The organism is Azospirillum himalayense (genome assembly GCF_042657465.1).
GTDB lineage: Bacteria > Pseudomonadota > Alphaproteobacteria > Azospirillales > Azospirillaceae > Azospirillum > Azospirillum himalayense.
Window position 1 is genome coordinate 46,537 of record NZ_JBHSLC010000040.1, and the last position, 17,551, is coordinate 64,087.

13 protein-coding genes are annotated in these 17,551 nt (G+C 70.2%); 9 read left to right on the top strand and 4 right to left on the bottom strand.

From position 1 onward, the window contains the following. The first annotated feature begins 65 nt into the window (after positions 1-65). The 4 genes from mch to fae are packed head-to-tail and all read left to right on the top strand — an operon-like array spanning position 66 to position 3,412. Positions 66-1,055, top strand: coding sequence for a methenyltetrahydromethanopterin cyclohydrolase (mch, locus tag ACFPMG_RS19425; RefSeq protein WP_376996711.1), 990 nt, complete (start codon positions 66-68; stop codon positions 1,053-1,055). Continuing rightward, positions 1,045-1,932: a RimK family alpha-L-glutamate ligase gene (locus tag ACFPMG_RS19430; RefSeq protein WP_376996712.1), complete on the top strand. Its 888-nt coding sequence runs from the start codon at positions 1,045-1,047 to the stop codon at positions 1,930-1,932. Before mch ends, ACFPMG_RS19430 begins: the two co-directional genes overlap by 11 nt. Further along, the gene (locus ACFPMG_RS19435) at positions 1,929-2,873 is read left to right on the top strand and encodes a triphosphoribosyl-dephospho-CoA synthase (protein ID WP_376996713.1); all 945 of its coding nucleotides are present in this window, start codon (positions 1,929-1,931) and stop codon (positions 2,871-2,873) included. Before ACFPMG_RS19430 ends, ACFPMG_RS19435 begins: the two co-directional genes overlap by 4 nt. An 11-nt stretch (positions 2,874-2,884) precedes the next feature. Continuing rightward, complete coding sequence (gene fae / locus ACFPMG_RS19440) at positions 2,885-3,412, top strand: formaldehyde-activating enzyme (protein ID WP_275945596.1); 528 nt, start codon at positions 2,885-2,887, stop codon at positions 3,410-3,412. A gap of 5 nt (positions 3,413-3,417) precedes the next feature. Here fae and ACFPMG_RS19445 read toward each other — a convergent pair whose 3' ends face one another. Beyond that, on the bottom strand, positions 3,418-4,161 hold the full coding sequence (locus tag ACFPMG_RS19445; RefSeq protein ID WP_376996714.1) for a HisA/HisF-related TIM barrel protein: 744 nt from the start codon (positions 4,159-4,161) through the stop codon (positions 3,418-3,420). Here ACFPMG_RS19445 and ACFPMG_RS19450 point away from each other — a divergent pair. From ACFPMG_RS19450 to ACFPMG_RS19465, 4 genes are read left to right on the top strand one after another with little or no spacing between them, the layout of a single operon-like run. Beyond that, positions 4,160-5,149, top strand: coding sequence for an ATP-grasp domain-containing protein (locus tag ACFPMG_RS19450; protein WP_376996715.1), 990 nt, complete (start codon positions 4,160-4,162; stop codon positions 5,147-5,149). The genes ACFPMG_RS19445 and ACFPMG_RS19450 overlap by 2 nt on opposite strands. A 3-nt stretch (positions 5,150-5,152) precedes the next feature. Further along, on the top strand, positions 5,153-6,250 hold the full coding sequence (locus ACFPMG_RS19455; RefSeq protein ID WP_376996716.1) for a hydantoinase/oxoprolinase family protein: 1,098 nt from the start codon (positions 5,153-5,155) through the stop codon (positions 6,248-6,250). 20 nt (positions 6,251-6,270) lie between these two features. Continuing rightward, a complete protein-coding gene (locus ACFPMG_RS19460; RefSeq protein ID WP_376996717.1) occupies positions 6,271-7,230 on the top strand; it encodes a quinoprotein relay system zinc metallohydrolase 2 in 960 nt (319 codons plus the stop codon). Between the two features lie 4 nt (positions 7,231-7,234). Then, positions 7,235-8,062 (top strand): quinoprotein dehydrogenase-associated SoxYZ-like carrier, encoded by an 828-nt coding sequence (locus tag ACFPMG_RS19465; protein WP_376996718.1) that lies wholly within the window; start codon positions 7,235-7,237, stop codon positions 8,060-8,062. Positions 8,063-8,086: 24 nt separating this feature from the next. Here the strand turns inward: ACFPMG_RS19465 and ACFPMG_RS19470 are convergent, their stop codons facing one another. Then, entirely contained in the window at positions 8,087-8,428 is a 342-nt protein-coding gene (locus tag ACFPMG_RS19470) for a hypothetical protein (protein WP_376996719.1), read from the bottom strand. Between the two features lie 247 nt (positions 8,429-8,675). On the opposite strand from ACFPMG_RS19470, the gene pqqA reads away from it, so the two are divergent. Next, positions 8,676-8,795 carry a pyrroloquinoline quinone precursor peptide PqqA gene (gene pqqA / locus ACFPMG_RS19475; RefSeq protein WP_376996720.1) on the top strand — a complete coding sequence of 40 codons (120 nt, stop codon included), beginning with the start codon at positions 8,676-8,678 and terminating at the stop codon, positions 8,793-8,795. Between the two features lie 159 nt (positions 8,796-8,954). Here the strand turns inward: pqqA and ACFPMG_RS19480 are convergent, their stop codons facing one another. Both ACFPMG_RS19480 and ACFPMG_RS19485 read right to left on the bottom strand, forming a co-directional pair. Then, positions 8,955-9,848 (bottom strand): RibD family protein, encoded by an 894-nt coding sequence (locus ACFPMG_RS19480; RefSeq protein WP_376996721.1) that lies wholly within the window; start codon positions 9,846-9,848, stop codon positions 8,955-8,957. A 54-nt stretch (positions 9,849-9,902) separates the two neighbouring features. After that, positions 9,903-17,531, bottom strand: coding sequence for an Ig-like domain-containing protein (locus ACFPMG_RS19485; protein ID WP_376996722.1), 7,629 nt, complete (start codon positions 17,529-17,531; stop codon positions 9,903-9,905). Positions 17,532-17,551 lie beyond the last annotated feature (20 nt).

The following is a 17,551-nucleotide window of genomic DNA, read 5'->3' on the forward strand; positions in this document are numbered from 1 at the left end:
CCCGTCCGGCGTGAATCGGCAGCACGCGCATTTGATCTCCCCTCTCCCCTGGGGTGAGGGCTAAAATGACCAAGCACAACACCCCCGATCCGCGTCCAAGCCTTGCCGCGCTGTCGGCGCCGCTGGTCGAACGGTTGGTGGCGGATTCCCCAATGCTTCGGCTCGGCATCGAGAGGGTCGGAGGGGCTTGCGTCGTCGATGCCGGGATCGGCCATCCGGGTGGGCTGGAGGCCGGACGACGCATCGCCGAACTGTGCATGGGCGGCCTTGGCCGCGTAACGCTTGGCCCGGTGCCAGGCCCGCCCTCCTGGCCGTTCGGCGTCACCGTCCACAGCGCGCAGCCGGTTCTCGCCTGCCTCGGCAGCCAGTATGCCGGCTGGAGCCTCAGCCACGGCAGCGGCAAGGGCGCCTTCTTCGCGCTCGGCTCCGGCCCCGGCCGCGCGCTGGCCCGGCAGGAGCCCCTGTTCGACGAGCTGGCCTACCGCGACGCGGCCGACGCGGCGGCCTTCGTCATGGAGGCGACGGCCTTGCCGCCCGCCGAACTGGTCGCCCACATCGCCACCGCCTGCGGCATCGCCGCGGACCGGCTGACCCTGGTCCTCACCCCGACGCAGAGCCTCGCCGGGACCACCCAGGTGGTCGCCCGCGTGCTGGAGGTCGCCCTGCACAAGCTGCACGCCCTGGGCTTTCCGATCGCCCGCGTCGTCGACGGCATCGGCATGGCACCGCTTCCTCCACCCGGCGGCAAGTTCCTGACGGCCATGGGCCGCACCAACGACGCGATCCTCTACGGCGGCACGGTCCATCTGCACGTCACCGGCCCGGACGACGAGGCGGAGGATCTGGCGCAACGACTGCCCTCCTCCGCCTCGCGGGATCACGGGCGCCCCTTCGCGGAGATCTTCGCGGCGGCGAAGGGAGACTTCTACGCCATCGATTCCATGCTGTTCAGCCCGGCGCGCGTGACCGTCACCGCCCTGGACAGCGGGCGCAGCTTCCATGGCGGAACCCTGGCGCCGGACCTCGTGGAGCGCTCGTTCCGCGATGTCCGGTGAGCGCACCGCCCTGATTCTCACCGAACGGCCCGACTGGCACACCCCGCGGCTGGTCCGGGCCATCGAGGCGCGTGGCCTGCCCTGCCGCTGCGTCTCGCCGCGGCGCTGTGGCATCGCCGTCGGCCACACGGCGACGGGCCTGCTGATCCCCGGCTTCGAGGACGCGTTGCCGGCGGGTGTGTTCGTCCGCGCGGTCGGCCAGGGCAGCTTCGAGCAGGTGACGCTGCGCCTGGGCGTGCTTCACGCGCTGCACGACCTCGGGGTGCCGGTCTGCAACGACGCGCGGGCCATCGAGCGTTGCGTGGACAAGAGCATGACCAGCTTCCTGCTGAACCGCGCCGGCCTTCCCACCCCGCCCGCCCTCGCCACGCAGGAGGCCGAGCCGGCTCGGCACATCTTGGACCATGCGCCCGAGCAAGTGCTGAAACCCCTGTTCGGTGCACAGGGCCGCGGCCTGCAACGGTTGGAGGGGCCGGAGACGCTGCCCGACGCCGAAGCGGTCGGCGGTGTCTACTACCTCCAACCCTTCATCCCGCCGCGCACCGCGGGGGCGTGGCGGGACCGCCGCGTCTTCGTGATCGGCGGACGGGCGGTCGCCGCGATGACGCGGCATGGGCGGAGCTGGATCACCAACGTCCATCAGGGAGCGGCGTGCGCGGCCGCGCCCGTCGACGACGAGGCCGCAGTGCTCGCGATCCGCGCCGCGGCGGTGGTCGGCGCGAGCTACGCGGGTGTGGACCTGATCCAGGACCGGGCGGGATGCTGGCTGGTGCTGGAGGTCAACAGCATGCCGGCGTGGCAAGGGTTGCAGCGGGTCAGCGCGATGGACATCGCCGACGCGCTGGCCGCCGCCTTCGTGGAGCGGGTGGGCGCATGATCGATGGGCACATGATCGATTGGGCGCCGATCCCCCCCGATCCGGCGTCCGGCGTGGCCGGCGCCTACCGCGCCGCCTGCCACCTGGAGCTGCGCGCGCTCAAGCCCGGAAACGTGCACATCCATGCCGAGGGGCACGGCATGACCGTCGCCCAGTTCCTCGCCAGCGCCGATGCGACCGCGCCCATCCTCGCGCGGCCGGGGCTGGGGGTTGGGGAGCGGCTGCACGCCGCCGTCCGCGCGACGCAGGAAGCCGCAGGATGCAACACCAACCTCGGCATCCTGCTGCTGGCCGCACCGCTGGCCCAGGCCGCGCTTACGCCCGGCGAAGGCGATCTGCGCGACCGGTTGGATCACGTCCTCGCCAGCCTGTCGGTGGCGGACGCGGAATTGGCTTTCCGGGCCATCGCGCTGGCCGAACCCGCCGGGCTGGGCCATGTGGAAGGGGCGGACGTGCACGCCCCGGCGCGGGTGACCCTGCTCGACGCCATGCGGGAGGCGCAGGACCGCGACACCATCGCCCGGCAATACGCGACGGGCTTCGCGGACATCTTCGACACCGGCGTGCCGAGCCTGCAGCGATGGCTGGACGCCGGGGCGGATTTCGAGCAGGCCACGGAAATGATTTATGTCGAATTCCTCGCCACCCTGCCCGACAGCCATGTCATCCGAAAATACGGGCTGGAGCGTTCTGAATGGTTACGCGCGCGGGCTTCGGAATTGAGGGAAAACGCGGCGCCGGACCGTGCATTCACGCTAACGCGATCGCGCTTGGCGGAACTGGACCGGGACCTCAAATACAATGGCGTCAACCCGGGAACGACCGCGGATATTGTCGTGGGTTGCCTCCTTGCGTTCTGGCTCATGCAATCCCCGCAGCCGCCCGTCATAACGGACGTTCTTCGAAAAGACGCGCTCCACGAAGAACGCCGGCAACACTAGGGAGAGAGGACATGCCGATGTGGGGAGGACAGTCCACGAAGATCAACCGCGTGCTCGTCGGCGAGTCGCTGGTCGGTGATGGGAACGAGGTCGCCCACATCGACCTGATCATGGGACCGCGCGGCAGCGCCGTGGAAACGGCCTTCTGCAACGCGCTGACCAACAACAAGGACGGCTTCACCGCCCTTCTCGCCGTCGTCGCACCCAACCTGATGTGCAAGCCGGCGACCATCCTGTTCAACAAGGTCACCATCAAGGGCGCGGAGCAGGCGGTGCAGATGTTCGGCCCCGCCCAGCACGCCGTCGCCAAGGCCGTGGCCGACTGCGTGTCGGAAGGCACCATCCCGCAGGACGAGATCGACAACATCTTCATCTGCGTCGGCGTCTTCATCCACTGGGAGGCCAAGGACAACGCCAAGATCCAGGACTACAACTACCGCGCCACCAAGGAGGCGATCGAACGCGCGGTTGCCAGCTTCCCCAGCGCGCAGGATCTGATGAACCAGAAGGACAAGGTGAAGCATCCCTTCGCCGCGTGACCGGCTTATCGGGACAGGGCATCCAGCTCCGCGCCGCCGATGCGGCCGTCGTGCAGCGCCGTCGCCACCAGGGCGCCGGCGCTGCCGCGCGCCGCAAGGTCCCGGAGATCGCCGCCGTCGCGCACCCCGCCGGCGGCGAACAGGCTGGCCTGCGGCTTGATCCGGCCGATCTCGGCAAGGCGGCTCCAGTCCGGCCCCTCCCCCGACCCGACGCGGGCCAGGGTCATCGCGATGATCCGATGCGGCCACAGGTCGGGGCGGTCCAGCAGACCGGGCGGCCCGACAAGCCGGTCGCGGAAGTCGAGCGAGAGGATCACCCGCGTCCAGGCCGGATCGTCCTTGAGCGCGAGCAACGGCGCCAGCCCCTCCAGGCTCTCGCTGCCAAGCACCGCGTCGCCGAGCCCCGACGCGACGAAGCCCCGCACCGCATCGGCGGTGCGGAACCCGGCATCGACCCAGAACCCGACGTCCGGAAAGGCCCCCCGCAGCCGCGCCAGCGCAGGCCGGTTGTCGCCGGTGCCCTGGATGGCGTCGAGGTCGGCGGCATAGACGACGTGGAAGGGATGCAGGCGGAGCAGGCCGCCGACCACCGCCACCGGGTCGTTGCCGGCGCACAGCGACGAGCGCAGCGGCGGGTAGCGGCCCCGGTCGCCGCGGCGCGCGTGGACGACGCCACCCTCCCTCAGGTCGATCACCGGAACGACGTGGAACATCTCGCCCTCCTTCGGCTGCATGGTGATGGACGGCATGCGCATCCTGGTCTGTGAGTTCGTGACCGGTGGCGGCCTGCCGCCGGACGCCCCCATCCCCGCCAGCCTCGCCCGCGAGGGCGACCTTATGCTCCACGCCCTGCTGATCGACCTTCTGGAAGTGCCGGGGGTGGCGGTGACGGTCACCCGCGACGCCCGCCTTCCGCCGCTCGCGGCCCCCGTGCGCAGCATAACCATCACCGACCCGCGCGAGTCCTGGTCGCTTTGGGAGGACCTCGCCCGGCAGGCCGACGGCGTCTGGCCGATCGCTCCGGAGACGGACGGCGCGTTGGAGCGCTTCAGCCGCATGGTCGAGGCCAGTGGACGCCGCCTGTTCAACAGCCGCGCCGACGCGGTGGCCGTCACGTCCAGCAAGGCGGCGACCACGGCCGTGCTGTCGGCGGCCGGGCTGCCCGTCGTCCCGGTCTGGCGGGTCGGTGTGGACGCCCCGCCGGGCGGCGGCCCCTGGGTGGTCAAGCCCGACGACGGGGCCGGCTGCGTCGACACCCGGCTGATCCGCGACCACACCGAGTGGCGGGGCTGGCTGGAAGAGGCGGACCGCAGCGGTTTCGTGGTGCAGCCCTTCCAGCCCGGCATCCCGGCCAGCCTGTCGATGCTCTGCCGGGAAGGGCGGGCCTGGCCGCTGACCGCCAACCGCCAAAATGTGTTCCTGACCGGCGACGTCTTCTCCTATGGCGGTGGAATCGTCGGTGGGATGGCGCTGTCACCCGTCCTCTCCGACATTGCGCGGGGCGTTGCGGCGGCGCTGCCCGGCCTCTTCGGCTGCGTGGGCGTGGATCTCATCATCGGTCCCGGCGGGCCGACGATCATCGAGGTCAACCCGCGTCTCACCACCTCCCATGTAGGGCTGCGGCGCGCGACCGGGGTGAACGTCGCCGCCGCGGTGCTGGAACTGGCGCGCGACCCGCCGGTCCCGCCACCGCCGGTGAAACGCATCGAACCGGTCCTTCTGACGTTGGAGGGGTGAGGCATGGATTGCGGCGCTTTGATCGGGCTGGACATCGGTGGGGCGCACCTGAAAGCCGCCCTGTTCGACGCGTCGGGAACGCTCCGCGACCTCGACCAATGGCCCTGCCCGCTCTGGTTGGGCCTTGACCGGCTGGAGCAGGCCGTCGCCGCGGTGATCGCCCGCTGGGGCCGGCCGCAACGGGTCGCCGCGACGATGACAGGGGAACTGGCCGACCTGTTCGACGACCGCGCCGACGGCGTGCGTCGCATCGCCGCCGCCATGGGCTCCGCCCTGCCCGCCGCGACCCTCAGCGTCTTCGCCGGTCCGCGCGGGCTGGTGCCGGCCGATGCGGTGCCGGACTGCGCGGAAGCGGTGGCCTCCGCCAACTGGTACGCCACCGCCTTGGTGGCCGCGGCGGGCGGCGACGGCGTCCTGCTGGATGTCGGCAGCACGACGACCGACATCGTCCCGCTCGTCGGCGGCGGCCCGCGCCATGCGGGCTATTCCGACGCGGAGCGGCTGGACAGCGGAGAGCTGGTCTACACGGGCGTCGTGCGCACCCCGGTCATGGCGGTCGCCCGCGCCGTTCCTCACGGTGGGCGCTGGCGGGCGCTGATGGCCGAGCTGTTCGCGACCATGGCCGACGCCCATCGCCTGACCGGCACCTTGCCGGACGGTGCCGACCAGCACCCGACGGCAGACGGACGGGATCACGGGATCACGGCCAGCGCGCGGCGACTGCTGCGGATGGTCGGCGACGACCTGGACCCGGACGGCCTCCCGAAGGCCCGCCGCCTCGCCGGCCATCTCGCGGAACGCCAGCTCCGTCAGATCGAGGACGCGCTCGATCAGGTGCTGTCGCGGGGCTCGATGGCGGACGCCCCACCGCTCGTCGGCGCCGGGGTCGGCCGCTTCCTGGTGCGGCGTCTGGCCGAACGCCGGGGGTCGGCCTACCGGGACTTCGAAGCGCATCTGCCGGTGGCGCCGGCCTTGCGGGAGCGAACGGGATGGTTCGCTCCCGCCGTCAGCGTCGGCTGGCTTGCCTTTGACGGTGCGCCGCACAAACACCTTTGCCCGGTTGCCGGGCCCGCCGACGCGGTTTCATACTTGCCCGATTGAACACAATGCAGGACCGGACGATGGCTGCTGCGGCCACGTTCCTCCAGCCGTCCGCGCGCGCGGCGCTGGCCAGCGTCTGGCTGTCCGTCTGGCTGTTTGGGGCGGCGGCCCCGGCGACGGCCGATCCCCTGCCCGTGTTCGAGGTCGCCCCCGGCGTGTTCGTGCACGCCGGCCGCCACGAGGAGACCGACGCCGCCAACGGCGGCGACATCGCCAACTGCGGGTTCATCGTCGGGGACGAGGCGGTCGCGGTGATCGACAGCGGCGGCTCGCCGGTGGTGGGACATCGTTTGCGTGAGGCGATCCGCATCCACACTGACCGGCCGATCCGCTACGTCGTCAACACCCACATGCACCCGGACCACATTCTGGGAAACGTGGCCTTCCTGCCTGACCGGCCCGATTTCGTCGCCCACGGCAACCTCCAGGCGGCCCTGGCGGCGCGCGGGGAGCATTACCGGCAGGCGTTCGACACCGCGGTCGGTGCCAACGCCGCCGCGGAGATCCGCATCATACCGCCGACCATCGTGGTCGCCGACCGCCTGGAGCTGGATCTGGGCGGGCGGGTGCTCGACCTCGTCGCGTGGCCGGTCGCCCACACCGACAACGACCTGACGGTGCTCGACCGGCAGACGAAGACGCTGTGGGCCGGAGACCTGCTGTTCATGGAGCGGGCACCGGCCATCGACGGCTCCGTCCTCGTCTGGCTCAGCACCCTCGACGCTCTGGCCGCGGAACCGGCGACGCGCGTGGTTCCCGGACACGGCCCGCCCTCGGCCCCCTGGCCGGATGCGGCCATGGACCTGCGCCGCTACCTGGGCCGGTTGGTCGAGGGCGTCCGCAAGGTCCAGGCCGCCCACGGTACGATCCAGCAGGCGGTCGAAACGGTCGCCGCCGACGAGGCGCCGCGCTGGCGCCTGTTCGACTCCTACAACCCGCGCAACGTGACGGCGGCCTTCGCCGAACTGGAATGGGAATGACACCATGACCACACCGCATTGGACCATCTTCACGCTGTCGGGCTTCACGCTGTCGGGAGCTTGGCTGTGCCTGAGCAGCGCGAGCGCTCTGGCCGCCTCGCCGCAGGAGGAGCGCTGGGACATGCTGCGCGACATGTATTTCTCGGGCCGCGCCATCGAGGACGCCGGCCCGCTCCTCAGCCTGGAGGCCCCGAAACGGGCCAACGACGCGGCGGTCGTGCCCATCCGGATCGTGACGGCACCCGGCAACGGCGTCGAGGTGACCGCGGTCCATCTCATCGTCGATGAAAATCCGGTGCCGATGGCCGCAACCTTCCGCTTCCCCCGCGGTGACAGCCCGCAGGCGATCGACACCCGTCTGCGGGTCAATGCCTACACCAACATCACCGCCGTCGCTGAGACCGGCGACGGGCGGTTGCTCCGCACCACGCAATTCGTCAAGGCGTCCGGGGGATGCTCCGCCCCGGCGCTGAAGAACGCCCAACTCGCCGTCGCCCGCATGGGCAAGATGAAGCTGAACCTGCCCGACGGCATCACCGCCGGAAAGCCGCTGACCGCGCAGCTGCTGATCAGCCACCCCAATTACACCGGCATGCAGTACGATCAGCTCAATTATTACTTCATTCCGGCCCATTACGTGAAGACCGTCGCCATCCGTTACAACGGAGCGCCGGTGCTCGACGTGCAGTCGGACATCTCGTTGAGCGAGGACCCCAGCATCCACTTCTCCCTGGTGCCGGACGAGCAGGGAACGCTCGAGGTCACCGCCGAGGACTCGAACGGGCGGGTTTTCCACGAGAGCTGGCCGATCCGCGCCAATTCCGGTTCCTGAACGACGCCCGCGCCGCCGGATCGGTCAGAAGCATTTCAGGTCGGCGGCGACCTGGGCCTGCCGGAACTCGTTCAGCAGGTCCTTGATCCATCCGACGTCGCGCATGAGCGAAGCGCGCTCGCCGGGAGCTTCCTGCATGCCTCGCGCGGTCTCCACCGCCACATAGCTGTCATAGGGGAAATGCGCGGCGATCTCGTCGATGCTGCAGGAGCATTTGCGCACGACGTCCGGCCCCTGGCCGTTGGAGAGCATGCAGCCGAGAACGTAATCGACGCGGGCGTAGGTCGGGTAGCCGTCCTCGGCCTGTGCCGCCCCGCAACCGATCAGAACCGCGATCAACGCAACCAGAACACCATTCCTCGTCATCGGGTCGGGTCCATGCTGGTCTGTCCGAAGAAGCGCATTCTCATGGTGTGATGATCAAGCGCACCGTCTCAAGCACGCATTCGGAGATTGCTGCGGGATCGACCGGCCGGTCAAAGACAGATCCGAATAAATTCGCCTCTCTTTCACCGCAAAACATTCATACGTATTTTCCCTTCCGCTATCCGTTCGTAGCGTGGCCGCTCCAGGATTGGGCCGCTAGGCTTCCTCAAGAGGACCGAAACCGCAGATGGTCCTGTCCACCCATCAGGAACCGAGGGAGCGCATCATGAAGACTTGGCGCAAACCGAAAATCCGTGTGATCGCCGTCGGCACCGAAATCAACGCCTACGCCTGCGCCCAGCTTTGATGGCATGGCAACGGCAATGCCGTATGCCTCATCCACCTGCCACCGACTCTGCACGGGCAGCGGCGCGACTCGTCTCCGCTGCCCGTTCGCCTGTTTCAGCAACACCGCCAACCAAGAACCGGTCTGGACCAAGAACCGGTCTGGGCGCGGGCACCGGGTTCACGCCGGGCGCAACGGCTCGAACCGGGCAAACCATTGACCCGCACCGTCCGGCATGGCGTCGTCGTAATACAGCGATGACAGGCGCAGACGGCCGGCCCCCTCCAACCGTGGCCCCGTCGCCATGGTGTGAAAACCCTCCCCCCCCACCACACGGTGGGCAATGGTGAGGTAAAGCCGCGACAGCGCTCCGTCCCGCAGCATGGTGGAGAGCATACGGGGGCCGGTCAGCAGATACACGCTGCGGAAACCGAGCCTGCCGAGTTCCCGGACCAGCGGCGCCCCTTCCACCGACGCGCCGTGCCCGGCGACGATCACCGGATAGCCGCGCGCGCGCAGAGCGTCGGCCCGATCACGCGGGGCCTCCCGACCGGTCGCGACCAGGACGCGCTGATTTTCCCGATGCACGGACTCCGGAATCGGGAAATCCAGGCTTGCGCTGGCGATCACGACGGCGGGCTGGGCGGACAGGCCGTTCTCCTGCCGCCACCGGGCAAGGTCGTGGTCCATGGCACGCGTCCCGATTTGCAACACGTCGTCCAACCGGCCCGCCGCGAGATCGCGCAGATATCCGGCATGCGTGACCAAGCAATCCGCCTGGGCCTGCAGTTCGAGGAACAGGCGGAAGTCATTCTCGCTGGTGATCTCAACCGGCAGGTGGCTTGCTCCGGTGGCGGCGTCCGGCAGGGCGATGCGCCCGTCAAGGCTGCCGACGAAGCTCGCGTAGACGAACGGAGCCCCGGCGCTGCCCAAGGTGTGCAGCGCATCGCCCACATAAAGCCCGCTCAATGCCACCTCTTCGGGTGGCCCCGGAAAAAGCCTTAGGAGACGCGCAGCCATATCCAACGATAGCACCGCCGCTTCCGCAGCCAACAGCGCGGAAGGAGAGGACACGCAGCCGCGCTCCCACACCGTTTTCGGCGCGCGTTTGCCCCCGCCTCCTCGCCGTCAGGCGAACCAGCGGGCCGCATCGCCGGCCTGCCCGACGATGGTGACGCTCACCCCCGGACGCAGGTCGAGCACCGTGTTGCCGTTCATCACCCTCGCCGACGCGATCACGCTCTTGAGATCGAGCGAGGGGTCGAACAGGGTCAACCGGTCGGTGCCCATGGTGAAATCCATCACCACGGATCCCCCGGACGCCCCGCCGAAGGCGAAGATGTCCGCCCCCGCACCGCCCCACACCGTATCGGCCCCCTGGTCGAGAACCAGATGATCGTCCCCCATCCCGCCGACCAGCACATCGTCGCCGGCCCCGCCGAACAGCGTGTCGTTGCCGTCATCACCGAACAGCGTGTCGTCGCCGGCCCCGCCATCAGCCAGATCGTTGCCGGCCCCCAGCGACAGGATGTCGTCGCCTGCCCCGCCGAACAGTGTGTCGTTGCCGTCATCACCGAACAGCGTGTCGTCGCCGGCCCCGCCATCAGCCAGATCGTTGCCGGCCCCCAGCGACAGGATGTCGTCGCCGTCCTCGCCGAACAGCGTGTCGTCGCCGGCCCCGCCATCGGCCAGATCGTTGCCGCCCCCCAGCGACAGGATGTCGGTCCCATCCTCGCCGAAGAGGATATCGTTGCCGTCCTCGCCGAAAAGGATGTCGTTCCCGTCGCCGCCGAAGAGGATGTCGTTGCCCGTCCCGCCGAACAGGGCGTCGTTGCCGCCTTCACCGATCAGGATGTCGCTCCCGACCCCGCCGCCCATCGTGTCGTTGCCGACCCCGCCGCCCATCGTGTCGTTGCCGACCCCGCCGCCCATCGTGTCGTTGTCGGCGCCGCCATCCATCAGGTCGTCGCCGTCGCCACCGTTCATCAGGTCGTCGCCGTCATCGCCATACAGCGTGTCGTTGCCGAGCGTGCTGGCCACCGTGTCGTTGCCGCCGCCGCCCGACAGGAGATCGTCGCCGGGGCCGAGGGTGATCGACTGGCTGCCGGCGTCGCCATACACCACCTGGTTGCCTTCGCCGCCGGTCAGCGTCGCCGCACCGATGACCGCGGCGAACGATACGGAGTCGAGTTGGATGGTCAGTGGTCCCGCTGCCCCGGTCGTGTCGATGACCAGAGCCGTCGGCATGATGGAACCCGGCATGGCGCCGGTGACCCGGACCGCCGCCCCCGGCGTACCGGGCGCGGTGAAGGCGAGCGTGCGCAGCAGGAGGGAGGCCTGCTGCGACAGCGTGGTCAGGAAGCGGACGCCGCCGCTCGACAGGTCGGATCGCGAGGCCGATCCAGCCGTCGTGCGCGCCTCGATCGCCTGGATCAGGTCGGCCTGCGCCAGATCCGTCCCCTCGCGGGCCGCCGGGCCGCTTGCGGTCACACCGACTCCGGTCGGCAGGCCGACCTGCAGCGTGGTCATCGCCGTCGGCTGCCCGGTGGAGGGATCGGTCACCGTTTCCCGGACCAGCGGCACGTCGGCCAGCCCAGCGTTCGGGCTGCTGGGGTCTTCCGTGCGGCCGGCGACGGGCGCCTGGACCACCACGGTGCTGACGGCCCGTCCGTTGGATTGCGACGCAAGCGTCTGGATCTGCGTGCCGTCCACCACCGCTCCCGCCGCCTTCGCCGCGGTCGCCGTTCCGCCCGCCGAGACGTTGCCCGCCACGTCGGTCAGCGTGACCGTCAGGGACAGGGTGCCGTCGAGCAGGCCGGACACGTCGATCCCGCTGATCGCGCCGCCCGACCCGGTGAGCGTTCCGGCGCCGGTCAGCGGACCCCCGCCGCCCGAGGAGGACAACGTCCAGCGGTAGGTCGCTCCGTACTCCCCCCCGGAGAGTACGAACCCGACGCTGCTCTGCTTGGCATGGTCGATGGACGCGTCGTTGAAGGCCACTGAAGGAGTCGTTGGAGCAACGGTGTCGATGGTCACCGACATGGCGCCGGACACCGGGCTGGTGTTGCCCGCCGCGTCGGTCGCCCGCGCGGTGAAGGCGTGGCTGCCGTCCGGGAGCGGCGTCGCGCTGAGATCGGCGACCCAGGAGCCTTGCGCATCGGCGGTGACCGTTGCCACCACCGTCCCGCCGTCGGACAGGGCGACGCGGCTGTCGGCATCCGCCGTGCCGCGCACGAACAGCCGGTTGGTGTTGGCGACCGTCACCGGCCGCGTACCGGCGGAATCGGCGCTCACCGCGGTGATCGTCGGGCTGCCCGGCGGCGTGACGTCCACCATCGGCAACGTCAGCGTACCGGCGGCCGGCATGGTGACGCCGTCGCTCACGGTCACCGCGACCGTCGCCGTGGCGGCGGTCCCGCCGGTGATCTGCAGGGCGGTCAGCGTCGTGTTCACGTCGGCGACCGAGCCGCTGATGGTCATCGTTCCGTCGCCCGCCGTTACGACGGTCGCCTGCCCCGCCGCCGTAGCCACCAGGGTCGCCTGGGACGGGGTCAGGGTCACCGTGACCGCCGGGCTGTCCGGGTCGGTGACCTGGATGCCCGTCAGCGCCGTGGCGCGGCCCTGGTCGAGGGTGATCGGCTGCGGGAGGATGAGCGTCGGGGCGACCAGGGTGGCCGGATCGGCGATGGTCACCGCGATGGTCGCCTCGGCGTCGGTCGTCAGCGTGCCGAGGTCGCTGGTCGTCACCCGGATCGTTCCGGAGGTCTGGCCCGCCGCTCCGGTGAAGGTCAGGGTGGCCAGCGTGGCCGTGATGTCGGCCTGGGTGCCGAGCAGACGCCACACCCCGGCGGAGGGCTGGGTCAGCGTCACCCCGCCCTGCGCCGTCAGAGCCAGCGCGCCGTTGGTGGGGGTCAGCGTGACCTGCAGAGTCGGGCTGTCATAATCGCTGACCGACAATCCGGTCACCGCCGTCGCCACGCCGGAGACCACCGACAGGGTGGCTGGTGCGCTGTGCTCCGGCGAGGACAGCACGCCGATGACCAGCAGGTTGTCGGCGTCGGGGGTCAGCGGCTGGTCGTCGGAGGATTCGAACCGGATCGACGCGCTGGTGACGTTGCGCGACGCGGTGAACTCGAGCTGCTGCAGGGTGCGGTTCACGTCCTCCAGCGCCCCGGTGAGTTGAACCTTGCCGCTGCCAAGGTCGCTCGCTGTGGCCGAACCGTAGAGCGGCAGGGTGAGGGTGCCGTTGCTCGGCGTCAGCACGACGGTCATCGTGCCGCCGTCGACGTCCGTGATCTCCAGCCCCAGCACCTCGGTCGAGCGGCCGGCGACCAGGATCGGGCTGCTCGGCAGGACGTGGGACGGCGACGACTGGATGGCGATGGCGAGCGTGCCCGAGGCGTCCGGCGTCAATGGGTCGCCGTCGTCCGCCGTCACCGCGATGCTGCCCGCCGTCTGCCCTCCCGCCCCTGTGAAGACCAGCGAGGCGAGAGTCGCGTTGACGTCGGCCACGCTGCCGCTGACCGTCACGGTGCCGTCGCCGGCCGTGCTGACCGCGGCGGGGCCGGCGAGGCCGAGGCTGCCGTTGCCGGGCGTCAGGGTCACCGTCACCGTGGCGCTGTCGCCGTCCAGGACCGACAGCCCGGCGATGGCCGTGGCCGTCCCCGCCACCACTGTCGGAGAGGTGGGCAGGGTCAGCTTCGGGTCGATCGGGTCCTCGTTGCGGATGGTCCCCGACTCCGAGGCCGTTTCGATCGCCGTCGCCGCGACCGATGGATTCGACAGGGTGACGGTGAAGGTCTCGTCGGGCTCGATGTCCGTGTCGCCCGACACCAGGATGGTGATGGTCTTGGTCGCCTCCCCGTCGGCGAAGGAGACCGCGCCCGACGGCAGGGTCCCGCCGAAATCGGCGGCGTCGAGCGTGGCGCCTCCCGGACCGTCGCCGGCCGCGACCGCCCATGCCACCGTCAGCGCACCGCCCGTGTTGCCGACGCGGGTAACGGTGAAGGTGAAGGCGGTGGTCCCCCCGGGATTGGTGCCGTCCCCCTCACGCTTGTCGGCGTCGGTCGCCGCGATGGCGAGGCGCGACGGGATGACCACGGCGACCTGGGCCGCGCTGATCTGCTGTTGCAGGTTGGTGCCGGTGAAGGCGGCGACCGCGCCCGACACGTCGCCGGCGGCGGTGCCGCTGCGCAGCTCGTCCGCCGCCGTGCCCTGGGCCACCACCTGGGCCTGGGCCATCTGGGTCAACCCGTCGACGCCGCCGCTGTTGGTCGTGCCGGCGACGATCACCGCGCCGTTCGACGCGGCGATGACGTTGGCCGCCCCGTTCGTCACCGCCGCCAGCTTCACGCTGTCCACGGCCCCGATGCGCGCCCCGGCGGCGGCCAGGATGGCGGCCAGGACCGCCGGATCGGCAAGGTTGATCGTGCCGCCGGCCGGAACGGCCTTGATCGCGTCGGCAATCGCGCCCACCAGCGCCCGCCCGATCACGCCGCTCGCCCGCGGCGTGCCGATCACCACCCCGGCGAGCACGGCGCTGCCCTGGACGATCACGTTGGCGACGCTGGCGGCGGCGGCCTGGGTCTTCAGCGCGGCCGCAATGGCCACGGCGTCCGCCCCGGCCGTGGTCACCGCCACGATGGGATCGTAGGTAAGCAGGTCGAGGCCGGTGTCGAGACCGAGCTTGCTCTTCAGTTCGGTCGCCGCCGCGGCGATTTCGCTGTCCGTTCCGGCAAGCCCGGTCATGCCCATGATGATGGTGGTCAGCGGCGTGATGACGGACGCCGAGCCCGGCGCCTCGTAGACGCCGGTGAACATCAGATTGGTCGAGATGTCGGTGCCACCGATCATGACGATGGGGCCGGATCCGCCGGGGATCGACCAACTTCCCACCGCATTGGTGGTCCCGAACGCCTCGCCGGAATCGAGCTGGCCATTGGCATTGGCATCGGCGAAGACCGTGGCGCCGGCAATGTAGCCGTCGATCGCATGGCCGCCGCGGACATTGACCTGCACATGGCTGGTGACCGGCGCCGAGGCGCCGAACCCGAGGCTGGTGACGGCGTTGCCGGCGCTGTCGCGGATTTGCGCGCCGTTCAGGTCGATGATCCCGGCGACCACGATGCCGTCGCTGTCCAGATCGTCCGCGGCGACGGCGTAGCGGAACACGAGCTTTCCGGCCTCCATGCGCAGGAAGCTGGCGTAGCGGGTCTGGGTCCCGATGGTCAGCGCCAGCCGCGGTGCGCCGGTGCCGGAAAGGCCGACCGCGTCGCTGAAGGATACGGTGAAGTCCAGCGTGTCGCCGCGCGCCGCCAAGTAGCGGCCGGCGGTGGGGCCGGTCACCGCGGTGATCGTGGCGGCACGGTCGTCGTTGAGGATGGTGCCGATCGCCGTCGCGTTCTCCACCGTGATCTTGGCGTCGGCCACCGTGGTCGATGGCGAGAAGAGCAGGACCCGGAACCGTTCGTTGGCCTCGACCTGCCGATCGCCGCTGATCGGAACGGTGACGGTCTTGCTGGTCTCGCCCGCGGCGAAGGTGATGGTGCCGCTGGGCAGCGTGCCGCCGAAATCGGCCGCGTCGGCGAGGCTGCCGCTCAGGCCGGCCGTGTCGACCTGCCATTTGACCGTGGTCGCGCCCGAGGTGTCGCCGCGCCGGGTGATCGTGTAGGTCAGGCCGGTGGACCCGCTGTTGCCTTCCGCGATCGACAGGCTGGACGGGGCGATGCTCAGCCATTGCACCGGCGTCAGGCTGATCGTCACCGCACGGCCGACCAGATTGCTCCCATCCGAAACGGCGTAGCTGAAGGCCCCCGCGGCACCGGTGGCGCCGAAGGGCGGCGTGTAGATCACGGCGGCGAGCTGGTCCGGCGTCAGCGTGTCGCCGACGGCGAGTCCCGTGCCGTCGTAACGCTGGAGCGTCCCGACCGTCGGCAGACCGGTAACCGTGATGGTCAGCGGATCGCCTTCCGGATCGACCGGCTTGTCGATCGACAAGCCGACGCGGCTGGAATTCTGGTCGATGGCGACGTGCTTGGCCTCCTGCACCGCCGGGGCGGTGTTGACCCCCCGAACGGTGATGGTAAGCGCCGCGGTTGAAGTCGCGCCGGCCTGGTCGGTGACGGTGTAGCTGACCGTCTCCTGACGGGTCTGGCCGAACAGCAGCGTGCCGTAGCCGCCCGCCGGGTCGAAAACGTAGCCGCCGTCGGCGTTCAGCGTCAGCCGGCCGCCGCCGGCCAGCGTGATGGCCCGACCGACGTTGGCGGCGTCGCCGTTCACCGCGCTGACGGCCAGCCGGTCGCCAACGTCAGGGTCCGTGTCGTTCGCAAGCACGCCGTTCGACGCGATCACCGTGACCGGTGTAAGCCGGTCGGTATCGCCCGTGTCGTTCGTCGCGACCGGCGCATCGTTGACGTTGGCGACCTGGATGGTCAGCAGGTCCGAGACCGTCGCGCCGGAGGAATCGGTCGCGGTGAAGCGCACCGTCCGGGTGCCGACCTCGGCGTTGCCCGGCGCGCCGGACAGCCGCCCGGTGGCCGCGTCGAAGCTGAGCCAGGCGGGCAGCGCCGAGCCGTCGCCGCTGGTCGCGCTGAAGGTCAGGTTGTCGCCGGTATCGACATCGGCATAGCTTCCCGCCGGGATCGTGTAGGAGAAGGCTTGCCCCTGCTCCACGTTGCGTGTGCCGAGCGCCTGGACGAGCACCGGAGCGTCGTTGACCGACAGGATATCGATGCTGGTCGCGGTGTTCGTCGCCGATGCGCCGTCCGCGTCGGTCACCGTCACGGTGAAGGCGGTCGTCTGCTGCGTGCCCGGAGCGGTCAGATTGGCCACCGGCTGGAAGTCCAGCAGCCGGAGCGCCGCCTGGGCCGCCGCCGCTGAGCTTGCGGTCAGGGTGTAGGTGCCGGCTGCCGACTTCGCAAAGCCGCTGGCGGTGAGGCTGGAGGCTGTAAAGGCGCCGGTGCTGTCACCGACCGTGCCGCCCGAATCGCGTACCGTCACCACAACCGACTGGCCCTGGGCGGTCTGGTTGTCGGAGACGGTCAGGATGGCGAAAGGCTGGCGGCTGACGGTGTCGTCGGCCGCCTGGCCGGCCACGGCGCCGCCAATGACCGGCGCCGAGTTGCCGGACGGATGCCGGGTGTCAATGGCGTAGCCGACCGAGGTCGCCGCCGCCGCGGGAGTGTTTCCAGCGACGTCGCTCCAGCCTGTGGCGACGGTGATATGGCTGTCGGACGCTAGCGTTTCCTCGCTTGGGGTCAGCGTGGCCGTGTAAATCAACCCGTCGCTGCCGGGAAGGACAGAGAGGTCCGACAGCGTCCCGTTCTGCGCAGTGACGGCCGACAGGGAAAAGCCGACCGGCGCTTCGCTGAAGGTGAAGGTGACCGTTGCCGTTTCCCCCACCCCGAGCGTCGTCTTGTCCAACGCGACGGCCACTGACGGCGCTCCGCTGTCGATGGTCACGGTGAGCGCGGTGGAAGCGGCCGACGTGTTGCCCGCCGCGTCGGTCACCGTGGCGGTCAGCGTGTGCGCACCGTCGCTCAGCGAGGCCGCGGTGAGGCTCCAGGCGCCCGCCGCCGAAGCGGTCACCGTGCCGAGCGCCGTCGCCCCCTCGTACAGCACCACAACGCCCGCCTCGGCCACACTCCCGGTGATCACCGGAGTGGCCACACTGGTCAGTGTGTCAACCGTGGACCCGCTGTTCGACAAAGCCGCCAATGCCAAGCCGGTCGGCGACGAAGCGCTGGTGTCGATAGTGATGGTGAATGCAGTGGAAGCGG

What these genes read in the sequence shown, in the direction of transcription:
- ACFPMG_RS19430 (WP_376996712.1), top strand. Translation starts at nt 1,045, where the DNA reads ATGTCCGGTGAGCGCACCGCCCTGATTCTCACCGAACGGCCCGACTGG.
- ACFPMG_RS19455 (WP_376996716.1), top strand. Translation starts at nt 5,153, where the DNA reads ATGGATTGCGGCGCTTTGATCGGGCTGGACATCGGTGGGGCGCACCTG.
- ACFPMG_RS19445 (WP_376996714.1), bottom strand. Translation starts at nt 4,161, where the DNA reads ATGCCGTCCATCACCATGCAGCCGAAGGAGGGCGAGATGTTCCACGTC.
- ACFPMG_RS19465 (WP_376996718.1), top strand. Translation starts at nt 7,235, where the DNA reads ATGACCACACCGCATTGGACCATCTTCACGCTGTCGGGCTTCACGCTG.
- ACFPMG_RS19470 (WP_376996719.1), bottom strand. Translation starts at nt 8,428, where the DNA reads ATGACGAGGAATGGTGTTCTGGTTGCGTTGATCGCGGTTCTGATCGGT.
- ACFPMG_RS19435 (WP_376996713.1), top strand. Translation starts at nt 1,929, where the DNA reads ATGATCGATGGGCACATGATCGATTGGGCGCCGATCCCCCCCGATCCG.
- ACFPMG_RS19450 (WP_376996715.1), top strand. Translation starts at nt 4,160, where the DNA reads ATGCGCATCCTGGTCTGTGAGTTCGTGACCGGTGGCGGCCTGCCGCCG.
- fae (WP_275945596.1), top strand. Translation starts at nt 2,885, where the DNA reads ATGCCGATGTGGGGAGGACAGTCCACGAAGATCAACCGCGTGCTCGTC.
- pqqA (WP_376996720.1), top strand. Translation starts at nt 8,676, where the DNA reads ATGGTCCTGTCCACCCATCAGGAACCGAGGGAGCGCATCATGAAGACT.
- mch (WP_376996711.1), top strand. Translation starts at nt 66, where the DNA reads ATGACCAAGCACAACACCCCCGATCCGCGTCCAAGCCTTGCCGCGCTG.
- ACFPMG_RS19460 (WP_376996717.1), top strand. Translation starts at nt 6,271, where the DNA reads ATGGCTGCTGCGGCCACGTTCCTCCAGCCGTCCGCGCGCGCGGCGCTG.